Here is a 17,557-nt window from a genome sequence, read left to right on the forward strand (position 1 = left end):
CGCGGCAGTGTCGAGAAGTGGCGTAGTCGGGACACGTGGAGAGATGGGTCACGACGACTCCTGTCGGGATGGTATGTGCTCAACGACTCTCCGGCCAGCCGTGATCAGAGAAGGAAGGCATCGGCGGGAACAAGGGATCACTAGTTGATTACCGTACCTTCCTCTAGCTGAACATCCCGATTGAATCGGTCGGCGGTGAGTTTTGAGATGTCGACGAGGGATGCCTGTCCCTCGGTTACGAGTTCCGCGACGAGCTGTCCGGTCGCCGGAGCTTGCATGAATCCGTGACCCGAGAATCCCACGGCGTTGATGAACCCGGGTTTCGATTCCTCGATAATGGGGTGATGGTCGGGAGTGACGGCGTACAGTCCCGCCCACCCCCGTACGATCTCCGAATCTGGCCCGAAGTAGTCGGCGGAGGTCGATGCCTCGTTGAGCGTGCGCATAGCCCAATCGAGATCCATCTTTTCCTTGACCCGGTCGGGGTCCACAGGCGGGTCGTTCTGGTCGAAATGACCACCGACGACCGCGTTTCCATCGCGCTCCGGTCGGAAGTGGACACCCCGGTCCGTGTCAATCGTGAACGGGACTGAACCATCGACGGGGCACTCCGGCTTGACAATCATCAATTGTCGTCGTTTCGGAGTGATGGGGAGGTTGATTCCTCCCATCTCCGCGATCTGGCCCGCCCATGGGCCAGCGGTGTTAACGACGAAGTCCGCACGAAGCGTCCTGTCGGACGTTTCGACTCCCAGTACGTGGCCCCGCTGATTCCGTAGTAGGTCCGTCACCTCAACGTTCGTTCGGATGACTGCACCGGCTTTGTGTGCACCTTGGGAAAATCCTTGCAAGCCGAGATGAGGGTCCGCGAAGCCGTCGGTCGAGCAGTACGTCGCACCGACGAACTCATCGCTCCGTATCCCAGGGCACTTCTTCTCGGCCTCCTCGGCGGTCAGGAACTCGCTGTCGACCCCTACCTCGTTCTGCTTCCGAACATTCTCTCGGAACTGTTCGGCGGTCATCTCTTTCCGTGCGAGGAATAGGTACCCAGGACGGCGATAGTCGATTTCAGTGCCGAACTCGTCCTGGAATCGCTTCCAGACGGCGATGCTCTCTTGCGAGAGAGCCGCACTGATAGGGGAGGAGAACTGCGCCCTGATTCCACCGTTCGCTCGATCAGTACTCCCGGACCCGATACTGGATTTCTCGAGTACTGTCACGTCGACTCCCCGTTGTTGGAGATAATATGCGCTCGAGAGCCCAATGATTCCTCCACCGACCACTATCGCCTGCATACGATTCTGTTAGTTCTGAAACGCATATACGTTGGGATTCATCTCCCTCAGCAGCCGTTAACTCCGGTGATTCCCGGATTCACGGGGTGCGGATGATCTGTGGAGTTCAGAAAACACGAACATTTATACCGTGGTATTTGTTAGTTCGACCCATGACAGGGCAAGCCAAGAATTCAGTTCACAAGACGACCGAAATGGCGATACGAATCCTCGATCTGATTACGGAGTCGAACGGAATCACCTTCTCAGAGATACGAACTCACCTGGATCTGCCGAAGAGTACGGTGTACACCCACCTCAATACGCTCCGTCGGCAGGGGTTCGTCGTTCGAGAGGGGGGGAGATACTGGATCGGCCTCCGCCTCCGACAGTACAGCATGAGTGCCAGAACCCGGAACCCGAGCTACCAGATAGTGGAGAAGCACGTTAGAGCGCTCGCGGAGGAGACGGATAGGGAGGTGGAATTCCTCGTCGAAGAGAACGGCCGAGCGAACCTGGTACACCACTCAGAACACCTCACCGATGGCCCCGTCTACCTCTATCTGCACAACACCGCCGCCGGAAAGGCAATATTAGCTGAACTCCCACGTCAGCGAGTGACGGAGATACTTGACCGATGGGGCCTCCCTCGGAAGACGGAGAATACGATCACCAGTCGGGAGGAACTATTTGAGGAGTTGAAACACATCCGTGAGGAGGGGTACGCGTACAACAACGGGGAATGCTTTAAGGGATACCACGGAATCGGCGCGGTGGTCAGGGATCTTAACGACGACATCCTGGGAGCGTTGACCGTGGGGGGGCCAGCGTACCGGTTGTCAAAAGAGACGCTAGAGAACGAACACGTCGATAATCTCCACCGGACGATCAACGAGATTGAGGAAACGATCGAATCGCGGCGCAAGACGATAGCGGCGGAACTGTCTGAATCGCAGTAGGGGTACCCAGCGAGCAGTGGAACGGGAGCTACTCTCACCCAGGCGAGCTAGGTTGACGGGGAGGTACCGACGCCAGCATACGGTAGCATCGTCGCGAGGAGCATCGTCTCGGTTCGGGCACCGGTGCGTTTCGCGTTGGGTGGGACGCTATCGATACGAACCGATATCGTATTCTGTCGGTGGTGAGACGTCGCGGAGGTGCGTCACGAAGTAGTCCCAGCGAGCCCGGTGAAAGAAGGGACGTTCACTGAGGTTGTGGTGTGCGTTCGGGATGAGGTACATATTGAAATCCTTGTTGTCTTTCATGAGTGCGTTCGCGAACTGCAACGTAGCGGACGGAGGGACGTTTTGATCTAACTCACCGTGCATCAACAACAGCTCGCCCTCCAGCTTGTCGGCGTTCGCAACGTTCGATTGTTCGAGGTAATGACTGTCGATGCGGTGCCCCATCCAGAGCTCGTTCCATGACGCCTTGTCAAGCCTGTGATCGTGATTACCACCGGATGCGACGGCGACGTCGTAAAAATCGGGATGCCGGAGGAGAGCGTGGGCTGCATCGTATCCACCGGCCGAGTGACCGTAGATTCCGACAGTCGATGCGTCCACGTATGAGTAGCGGTCATCCAGCTGTTGAATCGCAGCCTTGTGGTCCTCGACACCGGTCCGACCGAGGTTCTTGTACGACGCGTCCCGGAACGACTTCGACCGCCTGCCGGTTCCCCGACCGTCGACCATCACGACGATGAAGCCGAGCTCGGCGATCGACTGAGCAGGCGAGAGGTAGGCGTCGAACGTCTTCGGGACGTGAAAGTCGTGCGGACCGGTGTACACCTGTTCGACCACGGGATACTCCTCCGAGGAGTCGAAGTCACTCGGGCGCCAGAAGACGCCGTGAATCGGCGTCTCTCCGTCGGCCGCGATCGCCTCGAAGACCGTGGGAGATTCCCAGCCGGTATCGCGTAACCGTTCCGTGTCGGCGTCGACGACGGTATGCAGTTCACCCCCGTTAGTCGTTTCCCGGACAGCCGTGGTCGGCGGCGTGTCGACGGACGAACGGGTATCGACGAAGTACTCCCCGGACGGGGAGATGTCGACAGCGTGGTCGAGCGGTTCGGGTGTAAGCAGCGTGAGGTCGGAGCCGTCGAACCCGACCCGATAGAGGTGCCGGAGGTACGGATCCCGATCTGGTTCTCGGCCGCTCGCGGTGAAGAGGATCTGTCGGTCGTCCTCGTCGATTCGAACGACCTCCCTGACCACCCACTCGCCCTCGGTTATCTGGTGTTTCACGCCTCCCACCTCACCGTCGAGGAGGTACAGATGGTGCCATCCGGAGCGTTCGGAGGTCCACACTAATTCCTCCCCGTCCCCGACGAGATGTGCTCCCGACATACGCGGATCGACGAGCGTGTCCGCTCCCTCCTCCCACAGTGCTCGTGACTCCCCGGTCGTCGCGTCGATCTCGAGGACCGACGCGGAGTCGAAGCCCCGGGAGCGACGCACGTAGTGGAGGCGCTCACCGTCATCATACCAGTCGAACAGCGGGCCGGAACCGAAGTACAATAGCGGGATGGGGTCGACGTCCAGTTGGATCCTCGTTCGACGCTCGATATCGAAGACGAGCGGCTCCGCTACCGGAGCTCCGACCTCGCCAGGCAAGACATAGGTGTATGTGAAGTGTTTCGGGCGGATCCGGTCATCGGGTGACGACTGGACGAGTGCGAGCCGTTCGGCGGACCGTTCGTCCAACCGGTAGGTCATCAGTCGTCGACCGTCAGGCGACCACTCGACCTCGACGGTCTGCTCAACCGATTGCGTCCCCTCGTCGACCATGTCGACGGGAGAGGGGAGTGGAGTGGCGTACCCGTAGTCCTCTGTTCCGTCACCGGTCAGTTGGACTACCTCCTGTGACTCGGTGTCGCGAACGTAGAGGTCGTAGTCCTCGACGTACGCGATCCACCGTCCGTCCGGAGATTCTTCGGGACGCTCCTCGACAGTTACCTCTCGGCAGTCGTACGAGGATAGCTCGCATTCGTAGCGGCCCCCGGCTATCTCGAATCGGACGGCAGACTCGTTGTCGACGAACTCGAACTCGTCGAACGGGAGGTCCGTAGCGTCGTACGACTCGCCGGTTTCGTCCGCGAGGACGCTCGCTATTCGTTCGTGATTGAACGCCGCCGACGTCTCACCGGTCGCCGCGTCGACCACCACGAACTCCGAACCGTCACGATGCTCGTGGCGGAACCAGAACCGGTCACGCTCGCCGACCCAGTTGACGTCCACGTCGTCGTTCAGGACGAGCGACTCGCTGTTCTTCGGCAGGAATGATTCGGCCCGTTCGTACGCGTCTCGTATCGTCATTTGCCTGCTGGCTCCCCGTCGTTGTCGAGAGTGGCATCGCCTGACTCACCGCGGTTCGCTATCCAGGAACTGATGTGGTCCTCGAGCATGGGCAGCGGGGTGGGGCCGTTCTCGAGCAGGGCCTCGTGAAACACGCGCACATCGAAGTCCGACCCCAGAGCCTTCTCGGTTTTCCACTCGAGACCGATGTCCGGGATAGCCTCCTCGAGGTCGTTTTGGTACTCTTGGACATCGCTCAACAAGTCCTGGAACGAGTTATCGGCCCTCGGTGTCATCTCCTCAGCCATAGCGTACTGCACTGACGAAGAGTAATTAATGCTAGGGGGGTGAGAAGATCCGTACCGGGTTGACTGCCTCGATTCTCGTCGAATCATCGGCCGTCGAGTCCAGGAGCATAGAACACCTCCGCAACGGCCCACCCGCGGCCCTTCCGAGGATGGAGAAGCGGTCAGACACGAGTACCGGCGACACCAGTCCGGGGAACACTCACGGTCTTCGTCTCCGAAACGTTGTACTTCTGGTGCCATTCCGACAAGTACCGGGTCGCAGGGTTACATTGTCATCCATGTAGTCGTCCGGCTCCAGCAGTGGCGAGACGGGCGATCCAGCTGGCAAACACCGGTATATTGCGCGACCAGTCTCTGGGTGGTTATTGGCGACACGAGCGTGTTCCCGTGATTTACCGGCGGTGGTGTTTCCGTCGAGAGCGGATATCCGTTGGGGACTACATCAATAGTCGAGGTTTTGAGTATTGTGACCAATGAACACAGGATACATCGTTCTTGGTATTAGCCGGTCGCAGGTACTCCTCTGAGGTGGCGATGGGGATGAGTCAGCTATGTGGAATGGTACGCACAGATAAATCATCTCTACCTATTCAGTGAGGGACCCGCGCCAGGCGGGGAGTCATCGCTGGGTCACCCCTGTTTAATGGACTTATCAACCGTCGTCGGCGTTCGGTAGGGCGAGTGAGAAACGACCGAGTGAGTGTCTTCGTCATCGCCGGAAGGTCTCTTCGTCGTCTGAGTTCTGTCGCTGGACGGTGGGAAATTCAGGGAAGGAAGCAGAGTATTGTCTTTCCCGCCAGACTCGTTTCCTCGGTTGATATCCGAGAAGGCGTCCGCGTGCCTTCCGAAGGTCGGTGATGCGTACACCGGATCATCTCCCGGGAACCTGGTTTTAACCCTCGTCCTTCCGGCTACGAATTCCTCGCAATAAGATGTCCGAATGTACTCCGCATCAATGTCCGGCCTGACCGGAAAAGAGTGTTCATTAATGCACAGTATTAACTGGTCCGGGTAGGCCTGTTCGTGCTGAGTTCTTGTCGATAGAGTCCCTCCGCCGGTCAAACCAGCCCCCGATAATACGGCCGAACGAGGGTCTCCCGACGTCCATCGCAAACGGTCTAGAAGGGTCCGACGGATCCGGCTGGTGACTAAGTTACGTTTGAGCGCCCGGAACTTTATGTTCTCGAACTTCTTCTCGGCATCCATGATGAGTGGCACGCTGTCACATACTGGACGAGGCGACAGCGCCCCTATTCGACGACGGCGGTTCCTAGCGCTCTGCGGATCAGCGACTCTGGGAGGGTGTGTGGCCCCCAGCGTCAATACCGGAACGATGACGGAACCACGGACCCCGGTCGATATGACCGACGGCGGCGACAGCTGGCGGTTGAAGCGGTACGACGCGGCGAATACGGGGTGGAACCCACGCGCTGGCGGTGCTGGCGAGTCCGCCGATAGCGACTGGCGCTCGGGCGTCGGGAACATCACGTCGACTCCCGTCGTCGCCCACGGCACGCTGTTCACGGGGGGCGGCCGAAACGTGTATGCACTTGACCTCACGACGGGACGAAAACGGTGGTACGTCGAGACCGACGTCGTTACTGGAAACTTCTCCCCCGCAGTCGGGGGAAAGGGGAAAATCCTCTACGTCGCTGGTCGGGCGGACGGGGTCGGACGACTTTCTGCGTTCGCGGTCGCCGACGGGGCCGTCGCGTGGGAAGTTGACAATCCGGTGACGACGTCACCGGTTGTCGCAGACGGAACGGTGTTCTTCGGTGGTAGAAGGGGAGACGGGGGGTACATCCGGGCGATCGATGGGACGACGGGCGAATTGATGTGGACGTTCCGCGTCGGCGGTAACGGCCGCAGTCAGATCGGCGATGTTCCCGCTGTCGTCAACGGAACCGTGTACTGCACGGCGGGGGTTCGGCTCGACGCTCGTCCGGAGGAGCGGGGAGGACGTCTGTTCGCGGTGGACGTCTCAACCGGACGGCGGTCGTGGATGGTGACCGCAGATGCTCCCGTCGTCTCCGCTCCGGCCGTCAGGAACGGCATCATCTACTTCGGCGACGCCAGCGGAACCGTCTACGCGGTAGACGCAGCCACCGGCGACGAGCGATGGACTCGGAACCTTGGAACCGGTATCCGGACCTCACCGGCCATCACAGACGACACGCTGTACGTGAAGGACGAAGGCGGCGAGTGTTACGCGCTAGATTCCGACAGAGGACGGACACGGTGGCACACGACGACAGACAGTTCAGGCATCGACCTTTCCATCGGTGGGGAGACGGTGTACGTCGGCGGCGTCTCCCTCTACGCCCTCGACAGGGCCGACGGCTCACTACGCTGGTCTCACGACGTCTCTGCGTACTCCGATAGTCACTACGCCCCAGCCGTCGCTGCATCGAATGTATACCATGGGATCTGTCTGAAGCAATCAGCAGGAGAGGAATACGACAACTACATCTACTCACTCACATGACCCGCGATTTTACCGTTAGCGCTTTTTGACGCCGAGGCGACCCGTCGGGTAGTGGGTGGGGGTGTTGTTCGAATAGGGGATGGGTGCTGGGTCGTCGGCCTGGTGGACCAGTGACGATGAGGTGGGGCAATGCAGCGTTTCTTACTCGTATTTCGGCTTAAGATAACCCTTGTGGAACGCCATCTTCGGATCGCCGTACGTCTCGATGGCCCATTTCGTCATGCGGACGTCACCGCTCTCGGTGGTTCCGCCGGGTTCCGGAATTTGCCAGTTGTCGGTGTTGAACTGGTTCTGCTTGACGGCTTGGTCGACAGGGAACGAGATAGCGGCTTGGTTGAATGTCCACGCGAGTTGCTGGACAAGTTCTTTTTGACGCGCCTCGTCAGTGGTCGTTGCGAGTTCCCGGCTCAGTTGTGTCGGGTTCACCGTTTCGAGGCTTCCCTCCGTGTCGCCGATGGGCATTGGGACTTCCACCTCCCTGTCCTGCCAGAAGACGTGGTTCTGCGCGGGGTCGCTGTTGAAATACCAGTTGTACGCGGACAGTGGGTGGGGGAACGTCGATCCCTGCATGTATTGACAGACTGTCCAGACGACCTCGTAGGCGTCGGGCGAAGAGTTCTCGACGACGTCCTGCAGCATCGTGTTCGACTCCATCCCGTTCCCCTCAGCCTGGATGCCAAAGCTCCGTAGGTCGCTGATCACCGACTGGGTCTCAACCGCGGAGGCGGTCCACCCTGAGAAGAAGTCGATAGTCACCGAGAACGTTGACCCGTCGGGGCGCTTCCACCACCGACCATCCTTGGTGTACCCCTCCTCTTCAAGTAGCGTCGTAGCCCGACTAATGGCTTCCTCCTGAGAAATGAGATCCGGGCCGAGAGCGACCTTGCCACCGCCTTGGTGGTACTGAGTAAAGTCACCGATGACCTCGCTGATCCAGTTCTCCTCGATCGCCCGGCTCTGGTCTAGACCACTGAGCGCCGTGAAGATGGGGGTCCGGGGAACGCTGCGCGCCGCCTGTATCATGTTGATCGCGTAGGTGGCTGCTTTCCGGACGTTCGTTTTCCCCAGTCGTCGTGGTTCGGGTTGAAGTGGATCTGTCCGGAGTCGAACGTGTTTGGATGGGGGCTCGGGACGTACTTGATGTCGTCCGGAACATCGACCTCATCGGGGAATCGGAGCTGACCGTAGTGGTCGATCCGGTGGTTGACGATCGCTTGAATCGTCTGCTCGTTCGACACCCACTGGTAGTCCCATGTCGGTACCGGGTAGCGGTCTAGGAAGGGACAACCGCTCTCACGTTTCACAGTGTGGATCTCGTTTTCCGACCGTACCTCCTCGATTTTGTAGGGGCCGAATCCTTCCGGCTCTTCGACCTTCGATGTGATCAGGTTCCGTATCGCCTCCTGTCGGGCGTCCCCGCTCGCGTTCCTGATCTCTTCGAGTTTCGAACGAAAGATGTGTCGCGGAGCCGCGCCCATGAACGTCCCGGCGCCGGTAACGGCGAACGCGTTACGCCGACCGATCGTCATGTGAAGGTTGATGTTCTCACTCACCTCGGTCCGCTTGAGCGGAATCCGGAAGGACTTGTCGTCGACGACTTCCATCTTGCCCATCCACTCGTCCAGCAGTTCTTCGTCGGCCTTCGCGTTCGCTTCCATCCCCGTGATGTAGTTTGTGAGCTCCTGGTTAATCTTGTAATCTTGAGCGGTGAGCGGGTCTCCGTTGAGCCACTCGTAGCCGTCCCGGAGCGTCACCAGGAGCGAGTCCCCCTCGAACTTCCACTCCTCTGCGGTGAATCCCTCGAAATTCTGGGAGAACTGGTTGAAGTAGACGATGGGGTCGTAGTCGGTCCAGATTGGTGACTGGTTCTGGAGGTTATAGGGGTTCCAGTGCAGCCCGGTACTCGCTTGTTCCATCGCCGAGACGTAGACGTCGTCGACCAACTGTCCACTCGCCTCCGTATCGGCCGACTCCGTTGTCGTGTCGGTGTCGTCGCTCGGTGTTGGTGTTTGGACCCCTACGTCACCGGCTTCGGTACTGGTCGGAGTGCCCTGCGACTCGCTGCTACACCCGGCGATGGCGATCATCGAAGCCCCACCAGCGATCCCGAGGAATCTGCGTCTATCCAGAAACCGCACTGTGTCATCCTGTGACATCGTATCACGAAGTGATTTAGGTAGTAATAAACATTATGTAACGTACATTACCACTCCAAGGGCGTCTAGTCGGCTGAACGGGAGATGATATCTAATCAACTCGCAGGCGGTCACGAATGCCAACTGGGACACGGCGACGCGCCTTGACCAGAAAGGGGGAACGTCTAGCGGGGAGCTGGTGTCGCGCCGGTTTCGCTCTCGTCGATAGTCTTAGCGTGACGGGCGCGAACACGCGGGTTCGTCAGCGCGTCTGCGGCTTGGGAGATGAGGACGAGTCCCGACGAGAGCACCACGATAGTCAGAATGGGGACCAGAACCCAATGGATGGCCGAGAGCGACGCCATCGACCCTTGGTAGAATGCTTGGTTCAATACGACCCCCCAATTGGGCTTACTGAACGGGAGAACCCCGAGGAAGTACAGGGCGACAGAACCGAAGATGACGACCCGGGCCTTCTGAACGAACATGATGAGCGAGTAGGGGAGAACGTTCGGGAGGACGTCTTGGAGTAGGATCTTCAGGGTCGACGTCCCCATAGTCCGTCCCGATTCGATGTACGCGGATTCACGGACCGACAACACCTCCGACCGGATGGTGCGAGCCGTCCCGCCCCAAGCGTTGATAGTCAGGAGAATTCCTACCAGCCATGGGTTCTCCGGCGAGAACACGACCGCCAAGACCATAATGAGGGGGAGCCCCGGAATTGACATCGCGATGTCAGCAACCGTCATGAGGATTCTGTCGACGGCGCCGCCGCGGTAACCGGCGAGAATACCGAGGAACACGGCAACGCTCGTGGCGAATAGCGCGCCGGACGTGATCATCTGCAGCATCGCGGGCGTGGCGTGGATCATCTGTTCGAGCAGGTTCATCCCCAGTTGTCCCGTTCCGAGGGGGTAGGACAAGTCTTGGAGGGGCGGTACCAGTCGCGGATGCTCGTGGGCTCGTGGGATGTCGAAGAGGACCACCCCGAACGTTCCCGCGAAGACGTACACTGCGACAATGGACAGTCCGACCTTCCCACGCCAGTCGCTCCACAGCACCATGAGGGGTGCGTAGACGTATGTATCGAAGAGTTTGGTGAGCCTCTCCCTGTTCGAAAGGTCCGAGTTGTACTCGGAGCCGGTATCGAAGTTCAGGACGGACTCAGTGTTGTTACCGCCGTTCCGAGCGACTCGTTCGTCTGGCGTCGAGGCGGTAGAACCGGATGAGATCAACGAGCGAAGCCAGTTGACGGCTCCCTGGAACCCGAGTGCGGTTCCGAATGATTCGCTATCAGAAGCTCTGATACGCGGGTCCAGGAAGCCGTACGTGAGGTCCGCGATAAACAGTCCGAGCACGATCATCGCCGTGATGAGGATAAACCCTCCCATCATCAGCGAGTAGTCGCGGCTCTCGATCGCGCTGAAGAGGACGTAGCCGAGTCCCGAGTACCCAAAGACGGTCTCGAGTACGACCGAACCGCCGAAGAGCGTCCCGAGGCGTATCATCATGCTTGTGTACATCGGTAGAATCGCGTTCCGACCGACGTACTGTGTCGCGACCGTATAGGAGGTGAGCCCCCTAAGACGGGCAACTCTGACGTAGTTCTCGCCTAGAACGCTGATGCTGTTCGCTCGCATCGCAAGGCTGGTCGCTCCGCTCGTGAGGACGATAGAGAGCATCGGCAGCGTCATGTGATGGAGGATGCCAGCGATGAACGGTATGTTGAACCCAGCCGGAACCATCGTGTTCATCTTGCCGGACGTCGGGAACAGCTCTAGGATATCACCGAAGAACAAAATCAGGACGACCGCTAGGATGTAGAAGGGAACGGAAGCGCTGACGATAGAGTAGAGGCTGATAGCTGAGTCGAACTTGCTTCGCTCGGCGTACGCCATCAAAGACCCAAGTGCGATATTGACCACAAAGGTCAAAATCGTTGCAAAACCAAACAACAGGAGCGTCCACGGAAGGGCTTCAGCCATAATCTGCGTCACCGGCTCTTGGTAGACAAACGACTGGCCAAAGTCCCCGGTTGCGATACTCGCGATATAGTTGACGTACTGTTCCAGAATCGGCTTATCGGGATTGACGGCCACATACGCTTCGACGAGGTTGTCGACCCGCTGTTCGTCGAACGCCTCTCCTGTCTGCCGGCTCCGCTGGAGTAACTTTGTCTTCAGTGCCTGCATCGGTCCGCCCGGGAGAAACCGAATGATGACGAAGGAGATCGTGACGACGGCGTAGAGCGTGACCAGCATCTGTAATACGCGGTTCACGTAGTAGTTGCCGAGGATTGTCTCACTCCCAGCTAATAGTCTATGTACGACGCTCGTCTGGTCTCTAGACGCCATGAGTGAGTGAATCCCACACACTGACTTAACACTTTGGTGGGTATAACCGACCGAGTGAGCCGACGCGTCGGTCCTCGCTACTGGCACCAATCCTTATATACGATGATGGTAATTCTCGTGTGAGAGCGCACGATGAACGATCAAAGGGAACTCCAACGGAGGGGAACGGCCGCCCGTGACCCGATCATGGAGGTAAAGAACGCGTCCGTCAGGTTCGACATGCAACGGGGGACGTCAAAGGTGCTCGACGACGTTACTATCGACATCGAACGAGAAGAGATCCTCGCTGTGGTCGGGGAGAGCGGGAGTGGAAAGTCGATGTTCGCCGATGCTCTACTAGACGCTATTCCGAACCCAGGTGTTCTCACTGGCGAGATCACATATCACGAGACGCCTAACACGCCGACTGATGTGCTCAGTCTCTCCTCTGAAGAGACTCGCCGCTTCCGCTGGGAGGAAGTCGCGATGGTGTCACAGGCGGCCCTCGACTCGTTCAATCCCGTCATCAAAATCGGAAAACAGTTCGAGGAGACGCTGGAGGAGCACGACGCGAACGTGAACGAAGGGATGGAACGGGCGCGGCAACTTCTTTCGGACCTCTACTTGGATCCACAGCGTATTTTTGACTCGTACGCTCACGAGCTGAGCGGCGGAATGAAACAACGGGCGTTTATCGCTCTAAGTCTCGTGCTCGAACCGCAAGTTCTCGTGATGGATGAGCCGACGGCCGCGCTTGACCTGCTGATGCAGCGTTCAATCCTTTCACTAATCCAAGAAATTCAAGACGAGTACGGTCTGACGGTGATTTTCATCACGCACGACCTCGAACTCGTCGCCGATCTCGCCGACAGAATCGCAGTGCTGTACGCGTTCGAGTTCGTGGAGCGCGGACCAGTCGAGGAGCTCATCCAGAACGCAGCCCACCCGTATACGAGAGCGCTCCTGAAGTCGACCCCGAATCTCCATACCCCATTCGACGACATGGCGCCGATAGAGGGAACGAGCCCCGACCCGGTTAACGTTCCATCGGGGTGCTCATACCATCCTCGATGTCCACTCGCCGATGAAGAGTGCCTAAACAATGACCCTGGATTCTTCGAAGTGGACGCCGACCACCAAGCCGCGTGCTTCCACTGGGAGCAGTCCGCCGAAGCGATTCCCCTTGACTGGGATGATTCGTCATGAGCGTTGAGGAACCTGTCCTTCGTATGGAGGATGTCGCGGTGCACTTCCAGACCAAGGAACGCGGGCTCCGGAATGCTTTCTCTGAGCCCAACACCGTCCGGGCCGTCGACGGCGTCTCAATCGACATCCGTGAGGGTGAAGTGCTCGTGGTCGTCGGCGAGAGCGGGTGCGGCAAGACGACGCTCGGCAAAGTAGCGATCGGTCTCCAGCAGCCGACGGCTGGGAGCATAAAGTTCCGAGGGCAGGATATCCGGGCCGCGAAGCGGAGGGAAGGCGAAGTCACAGTACCGTATGCGGAGATTCGTCGTTCGCTCCAACACATTCATCAAGATCCGGGTAGCTCACTGAATCCGAACCGGACGATCAAGTCGACGCTGTTGGAGCCACTGAAGAACAGCCGCCCCGAGATGAGTAACGCCGAGCGGCAGGAACGCATCCTGACGCTCTTGGAGTACGTCGGCATGGCACCTGCCGAAGACTACATCGGTCGATATCCCCACCAGTTGAGCGGTGGAGAACAGCAGCGGGTCGCTCTTATCCGGGTTTTCCTGATGAACCCCGACCTCATCCTCGCAGACGAAGCGGTGTCGGCGCTTGACGTCTCGCTTCGGCTTGAAATTATGGATCTCATGCTCGAACTGCAGGAACTCTGGGGAACTTCGTTCATCTATATTTCGCACAACCTCTCTAACGCTCGGTACCTAGCAGGGCGAGCCAACGGGCGAATCGCTATCATGTATCTTGGAGAAATCGTCGAGATCGGCACTCCTGACGAGATCATTCATAATCCCCAACACCCGTATACGAAGGCACTCAGATGGGCCTCGCCAGATATCAATCCTGCCGAGCACAGCGAATTTGACGACCTCCCGGTGCGGAGCATTGATATTCCAGACCCTGTCGATCCACCGAGCGGGTGCCGGTTCCATACCCGCTGTCCAAAAGCTCGGGAGACTTGCACCCAAGAGCACCCAGAACTCCGGGAGGCTGACGGGGAGACAAAGCAACAGGTTGCATGTTATCGGGCGTTCGACGACCACCCGTACTGGGAGAGCGAACCGCTCGCAGACGCCGAACGCTAACTCCGGCCTGCGGATCGGCTGGGCCGAGCATTCTCCCGTATGGAAGCTGACGACCGACCAGCCACGATCCACGCTTCCGCGAAAAGTATATATCTATCGTCTGGATTGTCCGTGTAACATGAGTGACGCAGTCGTCAACCCACAGACGGAGCGCAATGTGGGGGAGCGAGCCACGGAGTTCCTCAGCGACCACTTGCTGGCGGTGAGTTTCCTCCTTGTGGAGGCCATCTCCATCGGAGGCGGGGTCGCGCTTGACCGGATTGGGATGCCGATCATGGCGGGAATCGTCGGATCGGTCGCCGTGTTGGTCCCGGTCACCCTTCTTGCCATCTTTGGATTCCTCCAGCTCCTTCGGGTGCTCGCACCATACCTCAAGACCGCCGACTGACCCCCACCCGTTTCGGAAAGCGGAGTAACAGTTCCCGATGATTGAGCGAACTGTAACCAACATCGTTTTTATGTATTTCCCATCGAACAAGATCAGTCATGGTGGAGAACTTGACTTCGTTCGATCGGGACTGTCTCGCATCTGGGAGCCTGGTTTCGTCTCGCGCATCGGCAGCACGAGGCAGACACGTCTCTCGCGACGCAGGGAGAGACCGATGTTAGGAAAACTCCTGCGGACGTTGTGTCAGCACAGACGAGGAATGCTGATGCTGTTTTCCGTTCACGTCCTGATACTCGTCGCCCTCTTGGCTGTCCTCCCTGTCATCGAACAGGGAACAGCTTCGTACATTGCCACCATTCTCGCGTTTTCGCTCTCGCTGGTAACTGTTCTCCTCACCGGAGGGCTCCTCCTCGTCTGTAGAAGTAGACGGCGGACCCTGCCGAGAGACGAGAGCGTGCTTGACTGATAATAGCCGAAAGGGGTACACTACGGACCAGCGGCTTGGGGACCTCCCGTCGCGAAAGCACAGTCACGCTCGGTTCCGACCACGTGGCGCCTTTTCGTCGCAGCCCGAAACGCACCGGAGCCGGTCCAGCGTCACTTGATCACCGCGTCGCAGTGGCCAATGACATCCCGACCCTCTGAATCACGACTCCGACGGACGTTGACCTGAAGTGAAATACGAGAGAGACGCAACGATCATTTGACTAGCCGCTCTCAATTGTCGAAAATGTTAATAGATCGCTGTCTCCACCTAGTGACAGGTGATGTGAATGGAGTTCAGTAAATCAGAGTCACTCGGAAAACTCGAGCAGAGCGTCGACGCGGGCGATCCCATCATCGGGGCCGGCGCCGGGACCGGTATCTCCGCGAAGTTCGCCGAGCGAGGCGGCGTCGACCTCATCATCATCTACAACTCCGGCCGCTACCGCATGAACGGCCGCGGCTCGCTCGCCGGCCTCCTCCCCTACGGCGACGCCAACGAAATCGTCCTCGACATGTCCCGCGAGGTCCTCCCCATCGTCCAGGACACCCCCGTGCTGGCCGGCGTCTGCGGGACCGACCCCTTCCGCGAGATGGACGTCTTCCTCGACGAACTCAAGCGCCTCGGCTTCTCCGGCGTCCAGAACTTCCCCACCGTCGGACTCATCGACGGCCAGTTCCGACAGAACCTCGAGGAGACCGCCATGAGCTACCAGCAGGAGGTCGACATGGTCGAACTCGCCAACGAGAAGGGACTGCTCACCTGCCCGTACGTCTTCGACGAGGACGACGCTCGCGCGATGGCAGAGGTCGGCGCCGACGTCGTCGTCGCCCACATGGGCCTCACCACGAGCGGCGACATCGGCGCCGAGACCGCCTTCGACCTCGACGAGGCCGCCGACCGGGTGCAGGCGATCCACGACGCCGCCACCGACGTGAACGACGACGCGCTGGTCATCTGTCACGGCGGCCCCATCGCGTGGCCCGACGACGCCGAGTACGTCCTCAACAACACCGAGGGCGTCGTCGGCTTCTTCGGCGCGTCCAGTCTCGAACGGCTCCCCACCGAGGAGGCCATCGAGAACCAGGCCCGCGAGTTCAAATCCATCGAGTTCTGACCTGCCCGGTCTGAGCCGGGGCAGTCCCCTCGCAACCCGGCCGGGAACGGTGTTCGCCGCGACCCGACTCGGCTCAGGTAGTTTCGGTCATGTACTCGTCGAGTTTGCGGGCCATCGCCACCGCGAACTCCTCGTCGTTGATGTCGGTGTCCATCTCGACGAGTTCCACGCTGTCGGAGATGTTCTCACGGAGCGCGTCGAACAGTTCCCGGTCGGCCTCGGGGTCGTAGAAGTCCTCTCCCTCCACGTCGATCATCGAGACGCCCTGCAGCGGGAGGAACAGCGCGGTCGGTCCCGTCGCCTCGTTCAGCTTCCCGGCGATGATGCGGCCGAGTTCGGCGTTCTCCTCGGGCGTGGTGCGCATGAGCGTGACCTGCGGGTTGTGCTGGTGGAACTGCCGCCCCTCGAACTCGTCGGGGACCGAATCGGGCGTCCCGAAGTTCACCATGTCGAGCGCGCCCGTCGACACCACGTGCGGTACCCCCATCCGGCCGGGCGTCTCGAGTCGGTCGGGGCCCGCGCTCAGGACGCCCCCCACGAGTTCGTCCGCCCACTCGGTCGTGGTGATGTCGAGGACACCGTCGATGATGCCCTGTTCGACGAGGTTCTCCATCGCGCGCCCGCCCGTCCCCGTCGCGTGGAAGACGAGCACCTCGTAGCCGTTGTCTTCGAGCCACTCGCGCGCTCGTTGGGCGCACGGGGTCGTGACGCCGAACATGGTGATGCCGACGGTGGGGTTGTCTTCGACGTCGATGTCGGGGTCGGTGGCGACCATGCCGACCATCGCGAGCGCGGCGTTCGAGATGATGCGCCGGGTGAGCTGGTTCAACCCCTCGATGTCGGCGACCGAGTACAGCATCATGATGTCGCGCGCCTCGACGTACGGGCGCACGTCGCCGGAGGCCATCGTCGAGACCATCAGCTTGGGCACCCCGTAGGGGAGCGCTCGCATCGCGGTCGTGGCGACGGAGGTGTTGCCGGACCCGCCGAGTCCGAGCACTCCCTCGAGGGTTCCCTCCTCGTGGAGGTCTCTGACGATCGAGGCGGCGCCCCTACCCATCGCGTCCATGGCCTCCCCCCGGTCGGCCTCCTCGCGCAGGTGCTCGAGGGACGTTCCGGCGGCCTCGGCCACCTCCGCGGCGCTGGTCTCCGGGTCTACCTCCGGGTCATCCACGACGCCCGTGTCGACGAGGTGGACGTCGAGTCCCTGGGCTTCGATGACCTCCCGGGCGAAGGAGAGTTCCTCGCCTTTCGTATCGAGCGTGCCGACGATTACGATGCTCATTCTGAGACTCCACGTTACCCATCCGAGATACCCCTAATAATTCATTCTGTTTATATTTTTACATACGTGGGCACAACACATCCTGGCCCGGCGGATACCATGGGACGCGAGATGAGTCCAGTAGAAAGGTTTAATGAGTAGATGTCCGGTAGTTCCGTTTG

At 59.6% G+C, this 17,557-nt stretch carries 15 protein-coding genes; 7 read left to right on the forward strand and 8 right to left on the reverse strand.

Annotated elements, in window-relative coordinates; all coding sequences use genetic code 11:
- Positions 1-140: 140 nt before the first annotated feature.
- Positions 141-1,295 carry an NAD(P)/FAD-dependent oxidoreductase gene (locus tag AC6RUA_RS19100; protein ID WP_499816098.1) on the reverse strand — a complete coding sequence of 385 codons (1,155 nt, stop codon included), beginning with the start codon at positions 1,293-1,295 and terminating at the stop codon, positions 141-143.
- A gap of 152 nt (positions 1,296-1,447) precedes the next feature.
- On the opposite strand from AC6RUA_RS19100, the gene AC6RUA_RS19105 reads away from it, so the two are divergent.
- Complete coding sequence (locus AC6RUA_RS19105; RefSeq protein WP_499816099.1) at positions 1,448-2,233, forward strand: IclR family transcriptional regulator; 786 nt, start codon at positions 1,448-1,450, stop codon at positions 2,231-2,233.
- Between the two features lie 147 nt (positions 2,234-2,380).
- Here the strand turns inward: AC6RUA_RS19105 and AC6RUA_RS19110 are convergent, their stop codons facing one another.
- The 3 genes from AC6RUA_RS19110 to AC6RUA_RS19120 all read right to left on the reverse strand — a co-directional run bounded on the left by AC6RUA_RS19110 (position 2,381) and on the right by AC6RUA_RS19120 (position 6,096).
- Positions 2,381-4,513, reverse strand: a complete 2,133-nt coding sequence (locus AC6RUA_RS19110) for a S9 family peptidase (protein ID WP_499816100.1) — start codon at positions 4,511-4,513, stop codon at positions 2,381-2,383.
- Between the two features lie 74 nt (positions 4,514-4,587).
- Positions 4,588-4,878 (reverse strand): hypothetical protein, encoded by a 291-nt coding sequence (locus AC6RUA_RS19115; RefSeq protein ID WP_499816101.1) that lies wholly within the window; start codon positions 4,876-4,878, stop codon positions 4,588-4,590.
- Between the two features lie 630 nt (positions 4,879-5,508).
- Positions 5,509-6,096 carry a hypothetical protein gene (locus tag AC6RUA_RS19120; protein ID WP_499816102.1) on the reverse strand — a complete coding sequence of 196 codons (588 nt, stop codon included), beginning with the start codon at positions 6,094-6,096 and terminating at the stop codon, positions 5,509-5,511.
- Between the two features lie 142 nt (positions 6,097-6,238).
- Here AC6RUA_RS19120 and AC6RUA_RS19125 point away from each other — a divergent pair, with 142 nt between their 5' ends.
- The gene (locus AC6RUA_RS19125) at positions 6,239-7,363 is read left to right on the forward strand and encodes an outer membrane protein assembly factor BamB family protein (protein ID WP_499816103.1); all 1,125 of its coding nucleotides are present in this window, start codon (positions 6,239-6,241) and stop codon (positions 7,361-7,363) included.
- Between the two features lie 141 nt (positions 7,364-7,504).
- Here AC6RUA_RS19125 and AC6RUA_RS19130 read toward each other — a convergent pair whose 3' ends face one another.
- The 3 genes from AC6RUA_RS19130 to AC6RUA_RS19140 form a co-directional block, all read right to left on the reverse strand.
- On the reverse strand, positions 7,505-8,386 hold the full coding sequence (locus AC6RUA_RS19130) for a hypothetical protein (RefSeq protein ID WP_499816104.1): 882 nt from the start codon (positions 8,384-8,386) through the stop codon (positions 7,505-7,507).
- Entirely contained in the window at positions 8,383-9,519 is a 1,137-nt protein-coding gene (locus tag AC6RUA_RS19135) for an ABC transporter substrate-binding protein (RefSeq protein ID WP_499816105.1), read from the reverse strand. Before AC6RUA_RS19135 ends, AC6RUA_RS19130 begins: the two co-directional genes overlap by 4 nt.
- Positions 9,520-9,683: 164 nt before the next feature.
- A complete protein-coding gene (locus tag AC6RUA_RS19140) occupies positions 9,684-11,855 on the reverse strand; it encodes an ABC transporter permease subunit (protein ID WP_499816106.1) in 2,172 nt (723 codons plus the stop codon).
- 132 nt (positions 11,856-11,987) lie between these two features.
- Here AC6RUA_RS19140 and AC6RUA_RS19145 point away from each other — a divergent pair, with 132 nt between their 5' ends.
- From AC6RUA_RS19145 to AC6RUA_RS19165, 5 genes are all read left to right on the forward strand, one after another.
- Positions 11,988-13,040 carry an ABC transporter ATP-binding protein gene (locus AC6RUA_RS19145; RefSeq protein ID WP_499816107.1) on the forward strand — a complete coding sequence of 351 codons (1,053 nt, stop codon included), beginning with the start codon at positions 11,988-11,990 and terminating at the stop codon, positions 13,038-13,040.
- Positions 13,037-14,122, forward strand: a complete 1,086-nt coding sequence (locus tag AC6RUA_RS19150) for an ABC transporter ATP-binding protein (protein WP_499816108.1) — start codon at positions 13,037-13,039, stop codon at positions 14,120-14,122. Before AC6RUA_RS19145 ends, AC6RUA_RS19150 begins: the two co-directional genes overlap by 4 nt.
- A 118-nt stretch (positions 14,123-14,240) precedes the next feature.
- Positions 14,241-14,510, forward strand: a complete 270-nt coding sequence (locus AC6RUA_RS19155; protein ID WP_499816109.1) for a hypothetical protein — start codon at positions 14,241-14,243, stop codon at positions 14,508-14,510.
- 265 nt (positions 14,511-14,775) lie between these two features.
- Positions 14,776-14,976, forward strand: a complete 201-nt coding sequence (locus tag AC6RUA_RS19160; RefSeq protein WP_499816110.1) for a hypothetical protein — start codon at positions 14,776-14,778, stop codon at positions 14,974-14,976.
- 307 nt (positions 14,977-15,283) lie between these two features.
- Positions 15,284-16,111, forward strand: a complete 828-nt coding sequence (locus tag AC6RUA_RS19165; RefSeq protein WP_499816111.1) for a phosphoenolpyruvate hydrolase family protein — start codon at positions 15,284-15,286, stop codon at positions 16,109-16,111.
- 73 nt (positions 16,112-16,184) lie between these two features.
- On the opposite strand, the gene AC6RUA_RS19170 is transcribed toward AC6RUA_RS19165, so the two are convergent.
- Positions 16,185-17,396 (reverse strand): Tm-1-like ATP-binding domain-containing protein, encoded by a 1,212-nt coding sequence (locus AC6RUA_RS19170; protein ID WP_499816112.1) that lies wholly within the window; start codon positions 17,394-17,396, stop codon positions 16,185-16,187.
- Between the last annotated feature and the right edge of the window lie 161 nt (positions 17,397-17,557).

Source organism: Halorarum sp. SLYT50, assembly GCF_059821265.1.

Excerpts from the sequence above, each read along its gene's own strand:
- AC6RUA_RS19100 (WP_499816098.1), bottom strand. The coding sequence starts at position 1,295 with ATGCAGGCGATAGTGGTCGGTGGAGGAATCATTGGGCTCTCGAGCGCA.
- AC6RUA_RS19105 (WP_499816099.1), top strand. The coding sequence starts at position 1,448 with ATGACAGGGCAAGCCAAGAATTCAGTTCACAAGACGACCGAAATGGCG.
- AC6RUA_RS19115 (WP_499816101.1), bottom strand. The coding sequence starts at position 4,878 with ATGGCTGAGGAGATGACACCGAGGGCCGATAACTCGTTCCAGGACTTG.
- AC6RUA_RS19125 (WP_499816103.1), top strand. The coding sequence starts at position 6,239 with ATGACCGACGGCGGCGACAGCTGGCGGTTGAAGCGGTACGACGCGGCG.
- AC6RUA_RS19130 (WP_499816104.1), bottom strand. The coding sequence starts at position 8,386 with ATGATACAGGCGGCGCGCAGCGTTCCCCGGACCCCCATCTTCACGGCG.
- AC6RUA_RS19135 (WP_499816105.1), bottom strand. The coding sequence starts at position 9,519 with ATGTCACAGGATGACACAGTGCGGTTTCTGGATAGACGCAGATTCCTC.
- AC6RUA_RS19140 (WP_499816106.1), bottom strand. The coding sequence starts at position 11,855 with ATGGCGTCTAGAGACCAGACGAGCGTCGTACATAGACTATTAGCTGGG.
- AC6RUA_RS19145 (WP_499816107.1), top strand. The coding sequence starts at position 11,988 with ATGAACGATCAAAGGGAACTCCAACGGAGGGGAACGGCCGCCCGTGAC.
- AC6RUA_RS19150 (WP_499816108.1), top strand. The coding sequence starts at position 13,037 with ATGAGCGTTGAGGAACCTGTCCTTCGTATGGAGGATGTCGCGGTGCAC.
- AC6RUA_RS19155 (WP_499816109.1), top strand. The coding sequence starts at position 14,241 with ATGAGTGACGCAGTCGTCAACCCACAGACGGAGCGCAATGTGGGGGAG.
- AC6RUA_RS19160 (WP_499816110.1), top strand. The coding sequence starts at position 14,776 with ATGCTGTTTTCCGTTCACGTCCTGATACTCGTCGCCCTCTTGGCTGTC.
- AC6RUA_RS19165 (WP_499816111.1), top strand. The coding sequence starts at position 15,284 with ATGGAGTTCAGTAAATCAGAGTCACTCGGAAAACTCGAGCAGAGCGTC.
- AC6RUA_RS19170 (WP_499816112.1), bottom strand. The coding sequence starts at position 17,396 with ATGAGCATCGTAATCGTCGGCACGCTCGATACGAAAGGCGAGGAACTC.